Source organism: Microbacterium sp. AC132 (assembly GCF_979258525.1).
The window spans coordinates 2,718,328-2,737,055 of sequence record NZ_OZ409862.1; the positions used below are offsets into that span (position 1 = coordinate 2,718,328).

Annotated in this window: 23 protein-coding genes and 1 tRNA gene; 11 read left to right on the top strand and 13 right to left on the bottom strand. The window is 67.7% G+C overall.

Features of this window, described 5'->3' with window-relative positions; genetic code table 11:
• Window positions 1-7: 7 nt before the first annotated feature.
• A complete protein-coding gene (locus ACZZZQ_RS12995; RefSeq protein ID WP_053097292.1) occupies window positions 8-1,111 on the bottom strand; it encodes an ABC transporter ATP-binding protein in 1,104 nt (367 codons plus the stop codon).
• A 229-nt stretch (window positions 1,112-1,340) separates the two neighbouring features.
• On the opposite strand from ACZZZQ_RS12995, the gene ACZZZQ_RS13000 reads away from it, so the two are divergent.
• The gene (locus ACZZZQ_RS13000; RefSeq protein WP_463507718.1) at window positions 1,341-2,309 is read left to right on the top strand and encodes a DsbA family protein; all 969 of its coding nucleotides are present in this window, start codon (window positions 1,341-1,343) and stop codon (window positions 2,307-2,309) included.
• Between the two features lie 42 nt (window positions 2,310-2,351).
• Window positions 2,352-2,424: transfer RNA gene (locus tag ACZZZQ_RS13005), tRNA-Thr, on the top strand.
• A gap of 72 nt (window positions 2,425-2,496) precedes the next feature.
• Here the strand turns inward: ACZZZQ_RS13005 and ACZZZQ_RS13010 are convergent.
• Window positions 2,497-3,603 carry a tyrosine-type recombinase/integrase gene (locus ACZZZQ_RS13010; protein WP_463507719.1) on the bottom strand — a complete coding sequence of 369 codons (1,107 nt, stop codon included), beginning with the start codon at window positions 3,601-3,603 and terminating at the stop codon, window positions 2,497-2,499.
• A gap of 167 nt (window positions 3,604-3,770) precedes the next feature.
• On the opposite strand from ACZZZQ_RS13010, the gene ACZZZQ_RS13015 reads away from it, so the two are divergent.
• Together ACZZZQ_RS13015 and ACZZZQ_RS13020 are read left to right on the top strand one after the other, a co-directional pair.
• Complete coding sequence (locus tag ACZZZQ_RS13015; RefSeq protein WP_400341901.1) at window positions 3,771-4,199, top strand: hypothetical protein; 429 nt, start codon at window positions 3,771-3,773, stop codon at window positions 4,197-4,199.
• Window positions 4,200-4,208: 9 nt separating this feature from the next.
• Complete coding sequence (locus tag ACZZZQ_RS13020) at window positions 4,209-4,469, top strand: hypothetical protein (RefSeq protein ID WP_463507720.1); 261 nt, start codon at window positions 4,209-4,211, stop codon at window positions 4,467-4,469.
• A gap of 71 nt (window positions 4,470-4,540) precedes the next feature.
• On the opposite strand, the gene ACZZZQ_RS13025 is transcribed toward ACZZZQ_RS13020, so the two are convergent.
• Both ACZZZQ_RS13025 and ACZZZQ_RS13030 read right to left on the bottom strand, forming a co-directional pair.
• Window positions 4,541-5,848 (bottom strand): hypothetical protein, encoded by a 1,308-nt coding sequence (locus tag ACZZZQ_RS13025; RefSeq protein ID WP_463499699.1) that lies wholly within the window; start codon window positions 5,846-5,848, stop codon window positions 4,541-4,543.
• Window positions 5,849-5,870: 22 nt separating this feature from the next.
• Entirely contained in the window at window positions 5,871-6,194 is a 324-nt protein-coding gene (locus ACZZZQ_RS13030; RefSeq protein WP_053097283.1) for a hypothetical protein, read from the bottom strand.
• Between the two features lie 69 nt (window positions 6,195-6,263).
• On the opposite strand from ACZZZQ_RS13030, the gene ACZZZQ_RS13035 reads away from it, so the two are divergent.
• Complete coding sequence (locus ACZZZQ_RS13035) at window positions 6,264-6,455, top strand: DUF3263 domain-containing protein (RefSeq protein ID WP_463499701.1); 192 nt, start codon at window positions 6,264-6,266, stop codon at window positions 6,453-6,455.
• A gap of 307 nt (window positions 6,456-6,762) precedes the next feature.
• Window positions 6,763-7,716, top strand: a complete 954-nt coding sequence (locus tag ACZZZQ_RS13040; protein ID WP_463507721.1) for an aldo/keto reductase — start codon at window positions 6,763-6,765, stop codon at window positions 7,714-7,716.
• 26 nt (window positions 7,717-7,742) lie between these two features.
• Here ACZZZQ_RS13040 and ACZZZQ_RS13045 read toward each other — a convergent pair whose 3' ends face one another.
• The 6 genes from ACZZZQ_RS13045 to ACZZZQ_RS13070 all read right to left on the bottom strand — a co-directional run bounded on the left by ACZZZQ_RS13045 (window position 7,743) and on the right by ACZZZQ_RS13070 (window position 12,600).
• Window positions 7,743-8,435, bottom strand: coding sequence for a response regulator (locus ACZZZQ_RS13045; RefSeq protein ID WP_463507722.1), 693 nt, complete (start codon window positions 8,433-8,435; stop codon window positions 7,743-7,745).
• Window positions 8,432-9,697, bottom strand: coding sequence for a sensor histidine kinase (locus tag ACZZZQ_RS13050; RefSeq protein WP_463507723.1), 1,266 nt, complete (start codon window positions 9,695-9,697; stop codon window positions 8,432-8,434). The genes ACZZZQ_RS13045 and ACZZZQ_RS13050 overlap by 4 nt, the downstream gene beginning before the upstream one ends.
• A gap of 40 nt (window positions 9,698-9,737) precedes the next feature.
• Window positions 9,738-10,547 (bottom strand): ABC transporter permease, encoded by an 810-nt coding sequence (locus tag ACZZZQ_RS13055; RefSeq protein ID WP_053097273.1) that lies wholly within the window; start codon window positions 10,545-10,547, stop codon window positions 9,738-9,740.
• Entirely contained in the window at window positions 10,544-11,455 is a 912-nt protein-coding gene (locus ACZZZQ_RS13060) for an ABC transporter ATP-binding protein (protein ID WP_053097271.1), read from the bottom strand. The genes ACZZZQ_RS13055 and ACZZZQ_RS13060 overlap by 4 nt, the downstream gene beginning before the upstream one ends.
• 103 nt (window positions 11,456-11,558) lie before the next feature.
• Window positions 11,559-11,942 carry an MmcQ/YjbR family DNA-binding protein gene (locus tag ACZZZQ_RS13065; protein ID WP_285364164.1) on the bottom strand — a complete coding sequence of 128 codons (384 nt, stop codon included), beginning with the start codon at window positions 11,940-11,942 and terminating at the stop codon, window positions 11,559-11,561.
• A 4-nt stretch (window positions 11,943-11,946) separates the two neighbouring features.
• Window positions 11,947-12,600 carry an SOS response-associated peptidase family protein gene (locus tag ACZZZQ_RS13070; protein ID WP_447647942.1) on the bottom strand — a complete coding sequence of 218 codons (654 nt, stop codon included), beginning with the start codon at window positions 12,598-12,600 and terminating at the stop codon, window positions 11,947-11,949.
• A 75-nt stretch (window positions 12,601-12,675) separates the two neighbouring features.
• On the opposite strand from ACZZZQ_RS13070, the gene ACZZZQ_RS13075 reads away from it, so the two are divergent.
• Window positions 12,676-13,617, top strand: a complete 942-nt coding sequence (locus tag ACZZZQ_RS13075) for a DMT family transporter (RefSeq protein ID WP_056279900.1) — start codon at window positions 12,676-12,678, stop codon at window positions 13,615-13,617.
• Window positions 13,618-13,622: 5 nt separating this feature from the next.
• On the opposite strand, the gene ACZZZQ_RS13080 is transcribed toward ACZZZQ_RS13075, so the two are convergent.
• Together ACZZZQ_RS13080 and msrB are read right to left on the bottom strand one after the other, a co-directional pair.
• On the bottom strand, window positions 13,623-14,171 hold the full coding sequence (locus ACZZZQ_RS13080) for a nitroreductase family protein (RefSeq protein WP_053097263.1): 549 nt from the start codon (window positions 14,169-14,171) through the stop codon (window positions 13,623-13,625).
• Window positions 14,168-14,572, bottom strand: a complete 405-nt coding sequence (msrB, locus tag ACZZZQ_RS13085) for a peptide-methionine (R)-S-oxide reductase MsrB (RefSeq protein ID WP_285364169.1) — start codon at window positions 14,570-14,572, stop codon at window positions 14,168-14,170. The genes ACZZZQ_RS13080 and msrB overlap by 4 nt, the downstream gene beginning before the upstream one ends.
• A 69-nt stretch (window positions 14,573-14,641) precedes the next feature.
• Here msrB and ACZZZQ_RS13090 point away from each other — a divergent pair, with 69 nt between their 5' ends.
• The 4 genes from ACZZZQ_RS13090 (at window position 14,642) to groL (ending at window position 18,291) form a co-directional block, all read left to right on the top strand.
• Complete coding sequence (locus ACZZZQ_RS13090) at window positions 14,642-15,634, top strand: DUF2332 domain-containing protein (protein ID WP_053097259.1); 993 nt, start codon at window positions 14,642-14,644, stop codon at window positions 15,632-15,634.
• A gap of 9 nt (window positions 15,635-15,643) precedes the next feature.
• Complete coding sequence (locus ACZZZQ_RS13095) at window positions 15,644-15,901, top strand: DUF3263 domain-containing protein (RefSeq protein WP_053097256.1); 258 nt, start codon at window positions 15,644-15,646, stop codon at window positions 15,899-15,901.
• 69 nt (window positions 15,902-15,970) lie between these two features.
• Window positions 15,971-16,549: a LytR C-terminal domain-containing protein gene (locus ACZZZQ_RS13100; protein ID WP_230100374.1), complete on the top strand. Its 579-nt coding sequence runs from the start codon at window positions 15,971-15,973 to the stop codon at window positions 16,547-16,549.
• 122 nt (window positions 16,550-16,671) lie between these two features.
• On the top strand, window positions 16,672-18,291 hold the full coding sequence (gene groL, locus ACZZZQ_RS13105) for a chaperonin GroEL (RefSeq protein ID WP_053097253.1): 1,620 nt from the start codon (window positions 16,672-16,674) through the stop codon (window positions 18,289-18,291).
• Between the two features lie 75 nt (window positions 18,292-18,366).
• On the opposite strand, the gene ACZZZQ_RS13110 is transcribed toward groL, so the two are convergent.
• Entirely contained in the window at window positions 18,367-18,654 is a 288-nt protein-coding gene (locus ACZZZQ_RS13110; RefSeq protein ID WP_056279906.1) for a WXG100 family type VII secretion target, read from the bottom strand.
• Between the last annotated feature and the right edge of the window lie 74 nt (window positions 18,655-18,728).

Consider the following 18,728-nt stretch of genomic DNA (forward strand, 5'->3'; position numbering starts at 1 on the left):
GGTCCGATCAGGCGGAGACGATCGGCTTGTCGTTCAGACGAACGCCCGACTCGATGTCGAACGCGTGCACGTGGCCCGCGTTCGCCGCGAGGGTGACGGTCTCACCGGCGTTGGGGTGGCTGCGACCGTCGACACGTGCGACCAGGTCGGCGCGCTTGCCGTTGATCTCGGTGTGACCGTAGAGGTAGCCGTCAGCGCCGAGCTCCTCGACGAGGTCGACGACGACCGAGAGGCCCTTGCCGTCGGCGGGGCCGACGGTGATGTCCTCGGGGCGGACGCCGACGGTGACCTGCGAGCCGTTGGCGCGGCCCACGGTGTCGCGGTCGAGCGGGACGACCTCGGTGCCGAAGCGCACGCCGCCGTCTGCCAGGTCTGCGCTGAACAGGTTCATCGCGGGCGAGCCGATGAACCCGGCGACGAAGACGTTCTCGGGCTTCTCGTACAGGTCACGCGGCGAACCGACCTGCTGGAGGAGTCCGTCCTTCAGCACGGCGATGCGGTCGCCCATGGTCAGAGCCTCGGTCTGGTCGTGCGTGACGTAGACCGTGGTGACGCCGAGGCGGCGCTGCAGCGACGCGATCTGCGTGCGCGTCTGGACGCGGAGCTTGGCGTCGAGGTTCGACAGCGGCTCGTCCATGAGGAAGACCTGGGGCTGACGGACGATCGCGCGACCCATCGCGACACGCTGACGCTGACCACCCGAGAGGGCCTTCGGCTTGCGGGTCAGGTACTCCTCGAGGTCGAGCAGCTTCGCGGCCTCGAGCACGCGGCTGGCGCGCTCTTCCTTGCCGACGCCGGCGATCTTGAGCGCGAAGCCCATGTTCTCGGCGACCGTCATGTGCGGGTACAGCGCGTAGTTCTGGAACACCATCGCGATGTCGCGGTCCTTCGGCGGCACGTCGGTGACGTCGCGGTCACCGATGAGGATGCGGCCGGCGTTGACCTCTTCGAGGCCGGCGAGCATACGCAGCGATGTGGACTTTCCGCAGCCGGAGGGGCCGACGAGAACGAGGAACTCGCCGTCAGCGACCTCGAGGTTGAGCTTGTCGACAGCCGGGCGGGTTCCGCCGGGGTAGAGGCGGGTGGCCTCGTCGAAAGTCACAGATGCCATTGTGTTTCTCCTTCACCGGCAGGTACGTGCCGGACGATCCGTAGTGATAGAGCGGCGGAGTGATCCGCCGTGACCCCTCATCGGGTCGGGATCAGTATGGCAGATGCCCGTGCATCTGGGTATTTCTCAGCCTGGCTGGTTAACATCGATCTCGGCCGCTTAACGCGGCGTTCGCCGCCCGAGTGGCGTCCGGGGCCACCCTGCCCCCCTGAGACTGTCTAGAGGAACGATGTCGAGCGACGAGACGCCGAACGTCCCCAGCCCTCGCAATTCGCGTGAGGTCGTGCGGGAGAAGGCACAGAAGGTGCATGCCCAGCAGTCGAGGGCGCGCGTGATGCGACGAATCATCCTCGGCGCGATCGCCGTCGTCGCCGTCGGCGCCATCGGCACCGCGATCACGCTCGCCGTCTCTGCACAGGTCTCGAAGCCGCAGCTCACCCCGGGCGGGATGAGCGACGACGGCATCCTCGTCTCCGACATCAGCGCGTCCGCGATGTCCGACGAGACGGTCGCGCCTCCGAGCCCGGAGGAGACCGAGGCGGGTGGCGAGACGACGCCGACCCCGGAGCCCACCACGTCGAGCACGGTCGACATCCACATCTACGTCGACTACCTGTCGCCGGATGCCGGTGAATTCGAGCGTGCCAACGCGCGCCAGCTCGTCAACTGGATCTCGGAGGGTGCGGCGACGGTCACCTACCACCCGGTCGCGCTGCTCACCGCGAGCTCGAACGGCACCAAGTACTCCCTGCGTTCGGCGGCGGCCGCGGCCTGTGTCGCTACGCACTCGCCGGCACAGTTCTACGCGTTCAACCACGACCTGCTCGATGACCAGCCCGAGGTGAACACCGACGGCTTCTCCGATTCTCAGCTGGCCGACATCGCCGGCGCGGTCGGCTCGGACAACGTCAAGAGCGTCCGGTCGTGCATCGAGGATCAGGACTACGTCACCTGGGCGAAGGAAGCCACGTCCCGTGCGCTGGAGGGCCCGCTCGTCGGTTCGGACGACCTCGTGCTGACTGCCGCGCCCATGATCGTCGTGAACGGCGAGGCCTACGTCGGCGCCCTCGACGACCCGAGCGAGTTCTCCCAGTTCGTGCTCACGGTCGCAAGTGACGCGTACTACGCCACCGAGACTCCGACTCCCGCGCCGACCGAGACCACGGAGCCTGCACCTGCGGAGACCCCGGCGCCGTAGTTCGTCGGTGCCCGCCGCCCATCGCTAAGCTGGGTGGTGTCCGCCGACTTGGCGCAATTGGTAGCGCACCGTACTTGTAATACGGGGGTTGCAGGTTCAAGTCCTGTAGTCGGCACAAGAAATCCCAGTTCATAGCGAAGAAAACCGCCCCGGTTCCGTTTCGGAATCGGGGCGGTTCGTTGTTTACTCATGGTTTTCGGACGAACAACTTCGACAGAACAAGTCCGGCAGCCGGGCCGCGGTGCACCTCGTCGGCGTAGTGCTTCAGCGTCGTGCGCCCCGACTCGTGGCCGAGCTGATCCTTTGCCGCTTCGACGCCGAGCTCGTCGCGCAGCACGGTCGCGACGGTCTTGCGGAAGCTCTTCGGCGTCGTGCCCTTCCAGTCCGTGTCGCGCAGCGCGTCGCGCCAGGAGGTCCGATAGTTGTTCGGGTGACGGAACGTCCCCACGCTGGACGCGAAGACGAACGCCGAATAGGACGCCACGCGCCGACGCATCAGCATGTCGACGAGATGATCGGGCAGCTCGAGCTCGCGGTATCCGGCGTCCGTCTTCGTGAACTCCTGGACGAAGAACTTCCCGTCACGGTCCTGCGCGATCGTGCGCCGGATCGTGGCGAGCTTCGCGTCGAGGTCGAGCTGATCCCACTGCAGCGCGAGCAGCTCGCCGGTACGGACTCCGGTGCCGATGATCATGTCCGTCGTGTCGAGCAGCTCACTCGCGCGCGGCCGCCGGCGTCGCCGGTCGTCGGCGGGCCTCCGCTCGGTTCCGGCGTCCCACTCCTCGAAGCGGGCACGCATCGCCCGCACGACCTCGAGGTTCGGGGCGGCGCGCCTGGTCGTGCGCTTCCGCTTCTCCGGTGCTGGAACGTCGGTCATCGGGTTCGGGCGCACGGCGCCGTGGCGCGCAGCGAGCGTGAACATACCGCGCAGCACGACGTGCGTCGTAGTCGCGGTGCCGGGGCCCGAGGACTTCGTGAGCGCGGTGATGAATCGGTCGAGCCGCGGCACGCTGATCTCACTGAGCCGCACCGCGCCGAGGCCGGGGGAGATGTGCTTCTCGATCGCGTTCTTGTAGATCCGAATCGATCCCTCGGCGAGCCGCGCCTTCGAGTCGAGCCACATCGTCGCGAGGTCGCTCACGGTCGAGGCTGACGTGAGCATCTCGCTCGCCGGCGCGAGACGCTTCTTCAGCGCCTTGATCAGCATGCGCTCTGCCTCCGGGGCGGTGCGCCCCTGTCGCTGCATCAAACGGGTGACGCCATCGGAGTCCCGGTAGTAGGCGATCGCGATCATCGTTTCCCCGTCGCCGGAGCAAATCGCGCAGCAGGAAGCGCCGTCGTGGTTCGTGTCGGTGATCCTGCTCCTGCCGCTGCCGCTGCCTCTCTTCCGTCTGGACCTGCTCGCGACCGAGTGGGCCGACCGACGGGCGGTGGAGAGGCGGAAGCCGTTGGAGGTCGCGCGTGACTGATACCGGCATCATCGTCTCCGTCATCGCGCTGCTGTCGGGGGTGCTACTCGCGCTGATCGCGTTCTGGCGGTTTCGACGCAAGGACCGCGCCGACGCTCAGCAGGTCGAGGAAGGCACGATCTCCGGCCGATTCAAGGACGCCGACGCGCTCATGCGGTACATCGACGAGCGCGTCGACGAGCGCACCGCTCAGCTGGTTACGCAGCTTGAGGAGATGCGGGAGAAGCTCAAGACCGTCGGCGCCGAGTCGCACGAGATGCATGACGCTGTCCGAGCTCGCGAGACACAGCTCTGGCTCTGGAATCACCGCGGCCGCCCCGGCGACCTTCCCATGCTCCCCGAGCCCATCCTTCGACGCCTCGGCCTCGGCCACATGGTCGGCGACGACTGGCCCACTCAACCCCTCAACCCCAAGACCTAGGAGGTCACCATGAGCACGCCCACACAGACGCCGAACGTCGTCGTCCAGAACCCCACCGTCCGCAAGGCCCCTGGCATCGTCCTCGGCGCCGCTGGCATCATCCTCGGCACGGCAGTTGTCGTCGACGGCGCGACGGCCGCGTTCGACATCACCGAGATCACGACCCCGATCACCGCCGGCTACCTCTACCTGTCGAGCCTGTTCGGCCTCGCGGTGACCGTGCCGAACGTGCCGACTCCGCGCGCGCTTCTGCGCCGCGATCTTCGCTGAGCCCTGCACGGACACAGAAGACCCCCACCTAGCCTTCGGGCCGGGTGGGGGTCTTTCGTCGTTGTGGTGCGTTAGATCGCGGCGACTCTGTTGAGGAATCTCTCGACCGTCTGCCCCACGACTACGTCAGGCTTCAACTGATCGACTAGATCCCAGTCGAAGTCGGGCCCCCAGTGGAAGTGGAATTCGCTGAAGAGGTGCTTTCCCCACCAGGAGAGGTATCCGGCGAAGTCACCGGTTCCGAAGAAGGAGTTGCCGAAGATGAGCACCTTGAGCGGGCTCGGCGCGGTGCTGTTGGTCCACCTGAAACGCCGGCCCCTCATTCCGCCATCGGCAGGGAAGTGGTTCTCGATCATCGTGATGCCGTCCGCGTAGGCGGCAAGTTCATCGTCGCTCGGTTCGACGATCCGTGAGTAGAGAGGCAACTTGAAACGGCCGGTGAGGTCACCGACTGCATACCGGAACTGGTACATGCGAACGGCGTCGACGATGGGCACGAGCTGGGAGTCGATTTGCGCGGCGAGGGCGGAGAACATTCGCTGAGCGCCGACGGCTGAGAAGTGCGTGTCCGCCATCAGGAATGGATCGTCGACGTCGCTCCACTGCTCGAAGGGGGACAGGCCGCTGACGTAGAAGTCGGCGTCGCGCAGCCTGCTCTCGATCTCTTGGAGCACGGGGCTCGGACCCTCAATGTCGACAGGGGCATCGTCGCGCAGGACGGTCAGCTTCTCCGGGATGATGGTCTGCACGAAGCGCGTCCCACGTGCCTCGCAGCCTTCTCCTCGCTGGGCGAGCACATCCATCCACCGGTCAACTCGCGACATGAGTGCATCGTCGACAGGCTCGGCGTACAGCGACAGCAGGGAGTTGCTGCCCTCGGTGAGGAAGAGATGCCCGCGCAGACCGATGACCGCTGACCCATCCATCGACGGCAACCCGGCCGGCATGAGCATGGGGGACAGGTTGCCCGCCTCGACCTGGTGCTTCACCGCGTTCCGCTCTTCCGAAGACCAGAGGGTCGTCGACGACGACGACTCACCATTCAGTTCTTCGACGGCGGTCTTCTTCAGAGTGGCTAGACCGTCGGCTCCGAGGCTCAGAGCTGCTTCTCGACCATCACTCAGAGCCTTGACCTGGAACCGTCCGGATACGACATCGAGAGCGGTGAAGGCACGGGAGCACTCGAGGGAGAACCACGCATCTTGGGTCGTGATCTTCTGCAGGTCGTTACGAGTTGCGCTCGGTCTCGTTTCCCCGACGATCTCGCCGTCGAAGGTCGCGACCACGCGCACATCCCGGTTGTCTTCCGCCTCTTCGTCGTACACCCAGCCCCTGATGGTCTGCTTGCCGAAGTCGAAGCGTTCCGCGTATCCCCTCATTAGGCCAACTGTAGCGAACGGGTCACCTGCCGCGTTCTGGCCACGACGCACCTGCGTGCGCGGTCGGCGTCCGGTGGTCGGGCTGCGCGCGGCGGTTCGCGCCGATCGCGATCCACGGCTCGAGTCCGGGCAGCTCGCGCAGTGCGGTGCACAGGGTGATGATGTGGGCCTCTTCGAAGAACCCGACCCAGAGGCCGACGGACTCGGTGAGGATATCGAGCCGGTCGCCGGCAGTCGCGTAGAGCTCGGCGATCACAGGGCCCGGGTCGCTGGTGTACCTGTTGGGTGAGCAGATGGCGTCGAGTTCGATGCTGAGCATCACGTCGGGGGAGAGCCTTCGAGGCATGGCCGGGTGTCCTTCCTCCGGCCGAGATGATGAGTCTACGTCGCCGTGCCGACGTCGGTGGTTGGAGGGATGATCGGAACCGTGACGCCTGCTGACATCCTCGCTTTCGAGGCCGCCAACCCGCACCACACGCCGACCCGAGCCGAGCGCATCCGCCGCGAGCTCGGCATCACCCCGATCAGATACTTCGTGCTGCTCAGGCGTGCCGCCAGCTCGGCCGAGGGGATGGCAGCCGACGCGATCACCGCTCGGCGCCCGTGAACAGATGGCGATCCGCGCTGCTGCGCGGGCGCGCAGGACCGCGGCGTAACCCCTCGCTGATGCTCGTCGTATCCATGGTTTAGTCATGGTTTTCGAGGCGTACCAACCTGTACATGGTTGTACTGACCACGCGGAATCGCGCAGAGAGTCCAGAAAAGTACACGCATGGACACCGCATCCTTCAAACGGGGGTTGCAGGTTCGAGTCCTGTAGTCGGCACCGTCCAGCGGATCGCATCCGCGCCTCCCTCGACGACACAGATCGTCACACGGGAAATAGTGCGAGCAGAGCACACGTTCTCCCCGGTATGACTCGTATCGGAAACAGTGACCTAGACGTCTTCCCGCTCTCGCTCGGAGGCAACGTGTTCGGCTGGACAGCCGACCGTGATGCCTCCTTCGCCGTGCTCGACGCCTTCGTGGCGGGTGGTGGCGATTTCATCGACACCGCAGACGGGTACAGCTCGTGGGTGCCGGGCAACTCGGGCGGCGAGAGCGAGACGATCATCGGTGAGTGGCTCGCGTCACGCAAGCCCGAAGGCGTCATCGTGGCGACCAAGGTGAGCCAGCACCCGGAGTTCTCCGGGCTGTCGGCGTCGAACGTGCGCAGGGCCGCCGAGGCATCGCTCGCCCGACTGGGCGTCGACGCCATCGATCTCTACTACGCGCACTTCGACGATGAGACCGTGCCGCTGGAGGAGACGGTCACCGCATTCGGCGAGCTCGTCTCAGACGGCCTCGTACGCAACGTCGCGGTGTCGAACTACACGGCGCAGCGCATCCGTGAGTGGGTGGAGATCGCCCGTCGCACGGGATCGGCGTCGCCCGTCGCCGTGCAGCCCCACTACAACCTCGTTCACCGCAACGACGTCGAGGAGACGATCATCCCGGTGGCGCAGGAGTTCGGTCTGAGCCTGGTGCCCTACTACTCGCTCGCGAGCGGATTCCTCACCGGCAAGTACCGTTCGACGGCCGTCGAGGGTCAGACCTCGCCGCGCGCCTCCGGTGCGGCCAAATACGCGACGGAGGCGGGGCTGCGCATCATCGACGCTCTCGAGGAGATCGGCGACGCCCACGGCGCCTCGATCGCGGCGACCTCGTTGGCGTGGCTGCGTGCTCAGACGACGGTCGCCGCCCCGATCGCGAGTGCGCGGACGGTCGAGCAGGTTCCTGACCTTCTCGCCGGAGCGCGATTGGAACTGCGCGAGGACGAGATCGAGACGCTGAACCGCGTCTCCGAGTGGACACCGGCGAAGGCCTGAGGCTGTCGGCCTGTCCTCCGCCCTTGCTAAGAGTCCGAGGACAGGCCGCCGTCGACCAGACCCATCCTGTGAGCCAGGATGACCAGGTGGATGCGGTCGCGGGATCCCAGCTTCGACAGGATCCTGCCGACATGCGTCTTCACGGTGGATTCGCTGACGAACAGCGCCTGAGCGATCTCCGCGTTCGTGAGGCCGCGCGCGATCTCGACGAAGACGTCGCGCTCGCGGTCGGTGAGGTCTGCCGTCAGGTCCTCGGTCACAGTGGCGGACGCTGCAGGTGTCGCGCCGAGCGTCGGGGTCACATGCTCCAGCAGCATCCGCGTGACCCGCGGTGAGAGGGCCGCGTCACCGCGGTGGATGGCTCGGATCGCCGAGATCATCTCGTGCCTCTGCGCGTCCTTCAGGAGGAATCCGCTCGCGCCGGCGCGGATCGCGCCGAAGGCGTACTCGTCGAGATCGAACGTCGTGAGCACCAGAACACGGGTGTCGGGATTCTCGCGGACGATGGCCGCGGTCGCCGCGATCCCGTCGAGCCCCGGCATCCGGATGTCCATCAGCACGAGGTCGGGACGGAGTCCGGACGCCTGGACGATCGCGTCATGCCCGTCCGCGGCCTCGCCGACCACGACCATGTCGGCCTCGGCGTCGAGCACCATCCGGAAGCCGACGCGGATGAGAGCCTGATCGTCGACGAGGAGAAGCCTGATCGGCTCGGTCATGGTGCATCCTTCGGTTCGAGGTCAGCAGGATCGGCGGGCGACACAGGCAGCTCGGCGCGCAGCATCCACCGACCGCGTTCGACGGGTTCAGAGGTGATCGTGCCGCCCGAGTGCGCGGCACGTTCCACGAGCCCGCGCAGGCCGAACCCGGTCGTGCCGACAGGGCCGGAGACGCCGTCGTTGACGATCTCGACGATCACCGAATCCGAGGCGTAGATCAGTCTGACCTCGATCGACGTCGCCATCGGCGCGTGCCTCATGGCGTTCGTGACGCCTTCCTGCACGATGCGGCCGAGCGCATGCGACAGAGCGGTGGAGATCGAGGCGGTGCCTGTGACGGAGAGCGTCACCGGAAAACCGGCGCGCTGCGCCACTGCGACCGTCTCCTGCGGTGGCGTCGGCTCGAGAGGTGCCAGGGGGAGTGGCGAATCATCGGCGCGGAGGACTCCGAGCATCGCGCGCATCTCGGTGAGCGCGCTGCGAGCCGTCTCGGCGGCGGAGGACGCCGCCGTTCGTGCCTGCACGGGATCCGGTGTCGCGGCTGCGCCCTCGGACAGGGCGACGATCACCGTGAGCGAGTGCGAGACGATGTCGTGCATCTCGCGGGCGATGCGGGCGCGTTCGCCTGCTGCGGCCAGCTGGGCCTGCTGATCGCGTTCCACGAGCAGCTGGCGGGAGCGGTCGATCACCGCAGCCAGGTAGCGTTTGCGTCCTCCGACATTCACACCGATCAAAGTGCCGATGAGTCCGAGGACCAGCGACATCACGACGGCGTTCGCGGCGATCTGCAGAGTGATGACGCCGGTGAGGGTGAGCGCACCGGCGAGCGCGGCGAGCGATGCGATCGCGATGCCGAAGCCGGTCCACGCCGCCCGCGACGAGCGGTACACGGCGAGCGAGTAGCAGCTGACCAGCAGGACAGGAGCGCCGATCGGCTGAAGCGCGAAGAGGAACAGGGCTTCGAGTGCGAAAGATGCCACGAACGGCACCAGCGGGTGCCTGCGCCGCCAGAGCAGAGTCGCGCACGTGCCGACCACGGCGGCGGGGACCAGGATCGCCACGCCGATGGCGAGAGGCATCGGAAGATCGCGGGTGATCGCACCAGCGGGAACGAGCGAGAGGAGCAGGCACAGGATCGTGATGACGACGTCGGCGACCACCGGATGCCGCGCCCAGAAACGGCGCAGGACGCCCGGGGGACGCGGCAGCCGCAGCCCCTCGTCCTCGCGGACTGAGGTGCTGCGGCTGATCGGGGTGGTCACCGGCCGACTCTACGCGGATCGGTCATCGGTCGGCTCTCGGTCATGCGTCGCGGGTGCGGAGCACGCCCCACGCGGCGAGCATGCCCGCGGCCACCCAGCCGGCCAGCGTGAGATACGCGACCGGGCCCTCGAGGGCGGCTCCCTCGGGAAGGATCGCACTCTGAGCGGCGGCGACCGGCAGGTAGTTCGCGGTCTCGAGGAGCCACGTCCACGCGTCGCCGGCGATCGTGAAGAAGCTCGCGACGATCGGCAGGACGAACAGCAGGCCGACGGTCGCGGCGATGGCTCCGGCGCCCGAGCGCAGGATGAAGCCGAATGCGACGCCGATGAGAGCGAAGACGGACATGGCAAGCGACGACACGACGATCGGAAGGAGCGATGCCGCCGGATCGGACCAGTCGATGCTCTGATCGCGCGACGCGACGACCGCGGAGACGGCGACAGCTGCGGCTGAGAAGATCACCAGAGACGACACGAACAGGAAGACCGCGATCACGACGGCCTTGGCGGCGAGCACGGAGCCGCGCTTCGGGTTGGCTGCCAGCGTCGAGCGGATCATTCCGGTCGAGTACTCACCCGTCACGGAGATCGCACCGAGGATGCCCGCGAGCAGCATCGTGAACTGGATCGGCATGACCACGGCTTGAATGGGGTCGAAGCCCGGCAGGTCGATCGCCTGAGCGATGAGCACCGCGATGCCGACGGTGAGCACTGCGGCGATGCCGATGGACCACCAGGTGGAGCGAAGCGTGGAGAGCTTGATCCACTCGCCGCGGATCGCGCGGACGAACGTGAGGCGGTGTCCGGTGTCGACGTGCTGGCGCGTGCGGGCAGGAGCCTGGACGGTCATGAGATCTCCTTCGTGCGGTACTCGACCGAGTCGCCGGTGAGCGCCAGATAGGCGTCTTCGAGCGACCCGGTGGTCGGGGTGAGCTCGTGCAGGGGGATGCCGTGTCGAGCGGCGAGGTCGCCGATGCGGGAGGCCGGCAGGCCGACGATGTCGAGAAGATCGGGAGCCGAGCTCACGATCTCGACCGACGGGCCGCCGACCGCTGTGGCCAGATCCGCTGCGCGGGGCGTGCGGACGCGCACGGTGTTCGTCGTCCAGGCGCGGACGAGTTCTTCGAGTGGAGCGTCGGCGAGCACTCTGCCCCGGCCCATCACGATCACGTGATCGGCGGTCTGCGCCATCTCGCTCATCAGGTGGCTGGACAGCAGGACCGTGCGCCCCTCGGACGCCGCATGGCGCACGAACTGTCGCACCCATCGCACCCCCTCGGGGTCGAGGCCGTTGACAGGCTCATCGAGGATCAGCGTGTGCGGATCCCCGAGCAGGGCCGAGGCGATTCCGAGCCGCTGCCCCATGCCGAGTGAGAACTTCCCGGCGCGCTTGCGGGCGACGGGCGCGATGCCCGCAAGGTCGATGACCTCGTCGACGCGCGACGCGGGGATGCCGTGGGTCGCCGCCATCGCACGCAGATGATTGCGAGCGGTGCGGCCGGTGTGCACCGCCTTCGCGTCGAGAAGCACCCCCACCTCGGTGAGCGGGGCGCGAAGCTTCCGGTACTCCCGGCCGGCGACGGTCGCGATGCCAGACGTCGGCCGGTCGAGGCCGACGATCATGCGCATCGTGGTGGATTTTCCCGCGCCGTTCGGACCGAGGAACCCGGTGACCGTGCCCGGCTTGACCGTGAACGACACGTCCTGGACGGCTGTCTTGTCTCCGAATCTCTTCGTGAGGCCTTCTGCTGTGATCATGTCTACGACGCTATCGACGGCGCCGCAGCCCGCGCGTCCTCCCTGGGTACCGTTCCCCGGAGGCAGCGGGTCATCCTCACGGTGGATGGCCGGTGCGGAATCGTCAGGACGAGGGGCGCCCGAACAGGTCGGGATCCACGGGCCGCTGGGCGCGTGGGAGCTTCTCGACCACCAGACGGTACGACTCCGTGACCAGCTCGGACACGAGTTCCTCGTCGAGTGACGGCCCCGGCATCAGGGTGATCCAGTGCTTCTTGTTCATGTGGTACCCCGGGACGATGTCGGCGAAGGTCTCGCGCAATGCGACCGAGTCGTCGGGATGCGACTTGAGCGTGACCCTCCCGGTCTGGTCGAGAGGGATCAGCAGGAACACGCGTCCGCGCACCTTGTACACGTCCCACTCGGGACCGAACGGGTTCTCCCGCGCCGCGCCCGGCAGCTCCTCTGCACGCTCCGCCGCGGTGGCGACGAGATCCGTCGAATCCATGAGCTCAGAACAGCCGATCCGCGCCCTTGTCGCTCGCGCGCGGCGCGGCGTGCACGCGCTCGTCGAGCGTCACAGCGGCGAGCAGCGCCTCGTCGATGATGTCCTTCGTGGGCTCGGCGGTGAGCCACTCCTCACTCAGGGACGCGGGGATCAGCAGCGGCATCCGGTCGTGCACGTCCGCGAGGTGCGGAGGAGCCGGGCGCATCACGATCGAGTAGCAGGTGAAGGACTCGCCGTCGGCGGTGCGACCTCTCTGGGTGACCGCGGCCATCCCGAAGAGGGCCCCCTCGTCGACGAGGAACTCGTGCCACACGCGCTCGGGCTTCTTCATCTCGTACCAGCTGGTCGCAGGGACGAGCGCGCGACTCTTCAATCCGCCGGGGCGCTCCTGCAGCCGCTCGGAGCGGGTGTTGATCGACGGGAACTTCGACGGCTCCCCGTTGATGAGGAATCCCCACCACGCCGGCTCGAGCGTCGGAGCGGTGTCGGGCTGGACCACGATCGGATTGAGATTGCGGAGGTTCTTGCCGGTGGGGCGAACGGTCTCGCGGGCATTCTGCTCAGCCCACTCCCGGAGCCCGTCGAGCACGGCCTCGTCGGCCGCTGCGAGGAGTTCGGTGTCGGTGAACCGGGGGTCAAGTCCGTAGCTCGCGCACATGCCGTCAGGGTACGCCCGGCCACGGACATCGTGCACGCTGCGGGAGGAGGATCCTCGCTCGGCTAGGGTCGACGGGTGACCCAGGTTCGTCGTCTCTCCCCGCCCCTCGCGCTCGGCGGAGCGGTCGCGATCGGCGTCATGACGGCTGTCCAGGCGCGGATCAACGGGGTGCTGGGCGTCGAGATCGACAACGGCATCGCGGCCGGTCTCATCTCGTTCTCCGTGGGACTCGCAGCCCTGGCGATCGTGATCGTCTGCCTTCCCTCGGCTCGTCGAGGCGTCGGACGACTGCGCGGCGGCATCCGCGATCGGACCATCCCGTTCTGGATGCTGCTCGGCGGCGCCTGCGGCGCACTCACCGTATCGACCCAGGGGATCACCGCCGGCGTGCTCGGCGTCTCGCTGTTCACGGTCGGCGTGGTGGCGGGACAGACGCTGCACGGCCTCGTCCTCGACAGGATCGGGTTCGGCCCGGCGGGAGTCGTCGCGATCACGCCGGGACGCGTGCTGGGCGGCGCGTTCGCGCTCGCCGCAGTGGGCATCTCCCTGAGCGGGGACGTGCTGGCCACGGCACCGCTCTGGATGCTGCTGCTGCCGTTCGCCGCGGGTGTCGGCATCGCCTGGCAGGCGGCGACCAACGGCAGGCTGGCTCAGCGCGTGAGGTCGCCCCTCGCGGCCACCTTCATGAGCTTCATCGCCGGCACCGTCGCGCTGCTGGCCGCAGCGGGCATCAGCATCGCCGTGCGAGGAGTGCCCGATGCGCTGCCGACCGAGCCGTGGCTGTACCTCGGAGGATTCCTCGGCGCGGCGTACATCCTGCTCGGCGCCTTCATCGTCGCGCATACCGGCGTGCTGCTGATGGGCCTCGGCTCGGTGCTCGGTCAGCTCGCCACGTCGGTGATCATCGACCTCATCTGGCCCGCGGCCGCGGGGCCGGCGCTCTGGCAGATCGTCGGCATGGTGATCGTCGCCGTGGCATCCGTGGTCGTCGCACTCCCGCGGCGTCGACGCAGCTGAGCGCCCTACTTCTTCTTCGGCTGCGGCATCCGCGTCACGAGTGCCCGGGCGTCGACCGGCTTGCGGCGGCCCGGCTTCTTGCCCTGCGGCTTGCCGCCGACATACAGCCAGCCGAGCAGCTCTTCGTTCTTGCCGATGCCGTGAGCCTTCGCGATGGCCTTCGAGCGCGTGTACCGACCGGTGCGCCACAGCACGCCCCAGCCGGCCTCGTCGAGCAGCAGGCTGAGCATATGGGCGACGCCTGACGCGACCGCCTCCTGCTCCCACCGGGGAACCTTGTCGCTCTTGCGATAGCTGGCGACCACGGCGATCAGCAGCGGAGCGCGAAGAGGCTTGGTCGACGGGGACTTGTCACCCTCCGCCTTCGCGATCGCCGCGCCGAGCACCTCGCGGTCGGACCCGCGGAGCTCGATGAGACGCCACGGGCGCAGCGACGAATGATCGGCCACACGACCCGCTGCGGCGACGAGCGTCAGCAGCTCATCGCGCGACGGCGCGTCGTCGGTGACCTTCGACCAGGACTGCCGTGCCCGGACCGCCTCGAGGGCGTTCACGACTCTTCGGGTGTGAAGTTCAGGGCGATCGAGTTCATGCAGTAGCGGTCGCCGGTGGGCGTGCCGAATCCGTCGGGGAAGACGTGACCCAGGTGAGAGCCGCAGCTCGCGCAGCGCACCTCGGTGCGCACCATGCCGAGCGTCGTGTCCTCGATGAGCTGCACCGCGTCAGGGCGGATCGACTCGTAGAAGCTCGGCCAGCCGCATCCGGAGTCGAACTTCGTGCCGCTCTTGAACAGCTCGGCACCGCAGGCGCCGCAGGTGTAGAGGCCCGCTCGGCCCTCGTCGAGAAGCTCGCCCGTCCAGGCGCGCTCGGTGGCGGCTTCGCGCAGCACGGCGTACTGCTCCTCGCCGAGCTCCTCGCGCCACTCTTCTTCGGTCTTGTCCACGCTGTACGACATCGGTCCTCCTGGGGGTCTGATCCATTCTCTCGCGTTCAGAGGCGCTCGGCGCCACGAGACAATGGATTCATGACGGATGCCGTGCAGCAGCGCTACGCGCGTTTCGCCGAGCAGGAGGCGCCGGGGCGCAGCGACCTGTATGTCGAGTGGGCCGACGGTGTCGCCGCCGACTCCGAGGTACAGGGCGTGCTCGCGCGGATTCCGGAGAACAGACGGCAGCCCCCGCTCGTGTTCGCGGTGACACGGATGCTGGGCGCCGGCCTCGTCGGCTACGGCGCCTGGCGGTCGTTCGTGATCGCGCGCGCCGATGAGATCGTGGCCGAGTGCAGCGGCCGGCGCCTGCAGACGAACGAACCTCTGCGTCTCGCGCCGCTTCTGCCAGCGCTGTCGGAGATCGACGGCCCGATCGCGCTGCTCGAGGTCGGAGCCTCCGCAGGACTGTGCCTCTATCCGGACAGGTACTCGTATCGCTTCGTGGGCGCGGACGGGCGGCTGCGCGCGTCGCTCGACCCCGCGGACGGCCCCTCCACCGTGATCCTCGAGAGCCGTGTCGACGGAGCCCTTCCGCCGATGCGGATGCCCGATGTGGTGTGGCGAGCCGGCATCGACCTCGCGCCGCTCGACGCGCGAGACGAGCGTGACCGGCGCTGGCTGCTGGGTCTGGTGTGGCCGGGGGAGGAGGGGCGCGAGCAACGGGTGTCGGCGGCGCTCGACATCGCGGCATCCGCCCCTCCCCACCTCGTCGCAGGCGACGCGCTCGAGCAGATCGACGAGCTCGCCGCCGAGGCGCCCCGCGACGCCGCCCTCGTCGTCACGACTCCCGGCGTGCTGGTGCACATTCCCCGGGAGGCCCGTGAAGCCCTCGTCGACCGCATCCGGGGACTCGGCGCGCGCTGGCTGACCATCGACCCTCCCGCGCTCCTCGACGCCTGGGATCCGCCCGTCGTCGCCGCGGAGTGGCCCGGTTTCGTCGTGGCGCTCGACGGGCAGGTGCGCGCAGCCGCCGACCCACTCGGGCGATGGTGGGAGTGGCGTGCCGGAATCGGCGGGGCGGCGACCTAATCTGATCTCATGCTGGGAGAGCTGAGCGAGCGCGATCGTGCGATCCTCGCGCTGGAGACCGCGTGGCCGCGGCACGGCGGCGCGAAGGAGGAGACCATCCGCGCCCAGCTGGGTATGAGCGCCGCGCGCTACTACCAGCTCCTCGGGCGTCTGATCGAGTCGGAGGCCGCCCTCGAGTACGACCCGATGCTGGTGCGTCGGCTGCGGCGCATCCGCGACTCGAGATCATTCCAGAGAGCCGCTCGCACGCCCGGTTTCGTCGGCTGACTCGCGCGTCCGCCACGCGCCGACGGCGCTCGATGCGGATACAGAGGTCGGTGCCGTTAGCATCGAGGGGTGTCAAAGCCCAGCCGAGATCGATTCGACGACGTCCCCCGATCATCCGGACGCGTCGGAGCGCATCGCGCCGAAGCCCCGGGGATGAACGGCTGGGTCGTGCTCCTCTGGTCTTTCGTGGCCGCTCTGGTTCTCATCATCGGCGGCATCTTCGGCTCGCTGGTGGTGATGGGGCGCATCAGCCTCTTCCCGGAGGCCGTCCCCACGGCCAGTCCTGCACCCGTCGAGACCGGAGTCGTCGACGTCACCTACTCGGTGATGATCCTCAACGCATCCCCGGACGAGGGGCTCGACGAGCAGATGCGCGACGTCCTGATCAACAACGGCTGGGCAGCGGACGTCGTGTTCGCGACCGACAGTGCGAGCCAGGACTTCTCGACGACGACGGTCTACTACGTCGCCGACGAGGACGAGCTCGCGGCCATCGGCCTCGCGAACCTCATCGGCGGAGCGCAGGTGGAGCAGAGCGATTTCTACACCGATCTGAACGACACCGGCGCGAAGCAGCTCACGGTGGTCATCGGACTCGATCGCGCGACCACCGCTCCCGAGACTCCCGCAGACACCCCTGCCCCGTAGAGCGCCGCGCGGTCCCTCCCCGCAGCTTGCACTCGATGGGGTCGAGTGCCAGAATGGCGTTAGCACTCTCTCACTCTGAGTGCTAAACCCAACGTCTACGTCCAGGAGGGACGACAAAACTCATGGCAAAGATCATCGCTTTCGATGAGGAGGCCCGCCGCGGCCTCGAGCGCGGCCTCAACATTCTCGCCGACGCCGTCAAGGTGACGCTCGGCCCGCGCGGTCGCAACGTCGTGCTGGAGAAGAAGTGGGGCGCCCCCACGATCACGAACGACGGCGTCTCCATCGCCAAGGAGATCGAGCTCGACGACCCGTACGAGAAGATCGGTGCGGAGCTCGTCAAGGAGGTCGCCAAGAAGACCGACGACGTCGCCGGTGACGGAACCACCACCGCCACGGTGCTCGCCCAGGCTCTGGTCCGCGAGGGTCTGCGCAACGTCGCAGCCGGCGCAGACCCGATCTCGCTGAAGCGCGGCATCGAGAAGGCCGTCGCGGCCATCACCGAGGAGCTCCTCGCCAGCGCGAAGGAGATCGACTCCAAGGAGCAGATCGCTGCGACCGCTTCGATCTCGGCTGCTGACCCCGCCATCGGCGAGCTCATCGCCGAGGCGATCGACAAGGTCGGCAAGGAGGGCGTCGTCACCGTCGAGGAGTCGCAGACCTTCGGCACCGAGCTCGAGCTCACCGAGGGCATGCGCTTCGACAAGGGCTACCTGAACCCGTACTTCGTGACGGACCCGGAGCGCCAGGAGGCTGTCTTCGAAGACGCCTACATCCTCATCGCGAATCAGAAGATCTCGAACATCAAGGACCTTCTGCCCATCGTCGACAAGGTGATCCAGGACGGCAAGGAGCTCGTCATCATCGCCGAGGACGTCGAGGGCGAGGCTCTCGCGACTCTCGTGCTCAACAAGCTCAAGGGCATCTTCAAGTCGGTCGCCGTCAAGGCACCCGGCTTCGGCGACCGCCGCAAGGCGCAGCTGCAGGACATCGCGATCCTCACCGGTGGTCAGGTCATCACCGAAGAGGTCGGCCTGAAGCTCGAGAACGCCACGCTCGACCTGCTGGGTCGCGCTCGCAAGGTCATCGTCACCAAGGACGAGACCACGATCGTCGAGGGTGCCGGAGAGGCAGACCAGATCGAGGGTCGCGTCACGCAGATCCGTCGCGAGATCGAGAACACCGACAGCGACTACGACCGCGAGAAGCTGCAGGAGCGCCTCGCCAAGCTTGCAGGTGGCGTCGCCGTCATCAAGGCGGGCGCGGCAACCGAGGTCGAGCTCAAGGAGCGCAAGCACCGCATCGAGGACGCCGTCCGCAACGCGAAGGCAGCCGTCGAGGAGGGCATCGTCCCCGGTGGTGGCGTCGCGCTGATCCAGTCCGGCACCAAGGCTCTCGACGCTCTCTCGCTCTCGGGCGACGAGGCGACCGGTGCGAACATCGTTCGTGTCGCGATCGAGGCTCCGCTGAAGCAGATCGCCCTCAACGCCGGCCTCGAGCCGGGTGTGGTCGCGAACAAGGTCTCCGAGCTTCCCTCGGGTCAGGGCCTCAACGCGGCTACCGGTGAGTACGTCGACATGTTCGCAGCGGGCATCATCGACCCGGCGAAGGTGACCCGCTCGGCGCTGCAGAACGCAGCATCGATCGCGGCTCTCTTCCTCACCACCGAGGTCGTCGTGGCTGACAAGCCCGAGAAGGCTCCGGCCCCGATGGGTGACCCGTCTGGTGGCATGGACTTCTGATCCATCACTGCTGAACAGAAACGCCCCGACCTCGGTCGGGGCGTTTCTGCGTTCGCGGGCGGTCGAACCGGCGAGTCAGCGGAACAGGCTCGCCGAGTACTGATCGGCATCCGCGTACTGCGTCGCCGCACTGCCCAGCGAGTGCCCGATGGACTCGAGCACCTGCTCGACGTGCAGCTGGGCTCCTCGCCACTCTTCAGCGCATGACTGGAACGCGGCTGAGGCGGTGCCGACCCACGATGCCTGCAGCTGCGTCAGCTGGGACATGAGCGTCGCAGACTCGGTCTGCAGACGCTCCATCGTGGCCAATGCGGCTCCTTGGGCGGCACCTACTGCTTCGGTGTCGACGGTGATGACGGACATGGGAACTCCTCTCGTTCGGTTCTCCGACGGTAGGGGAGGGGCGACTGCCGGATGCCGGTGCGGCGCGATCGCCC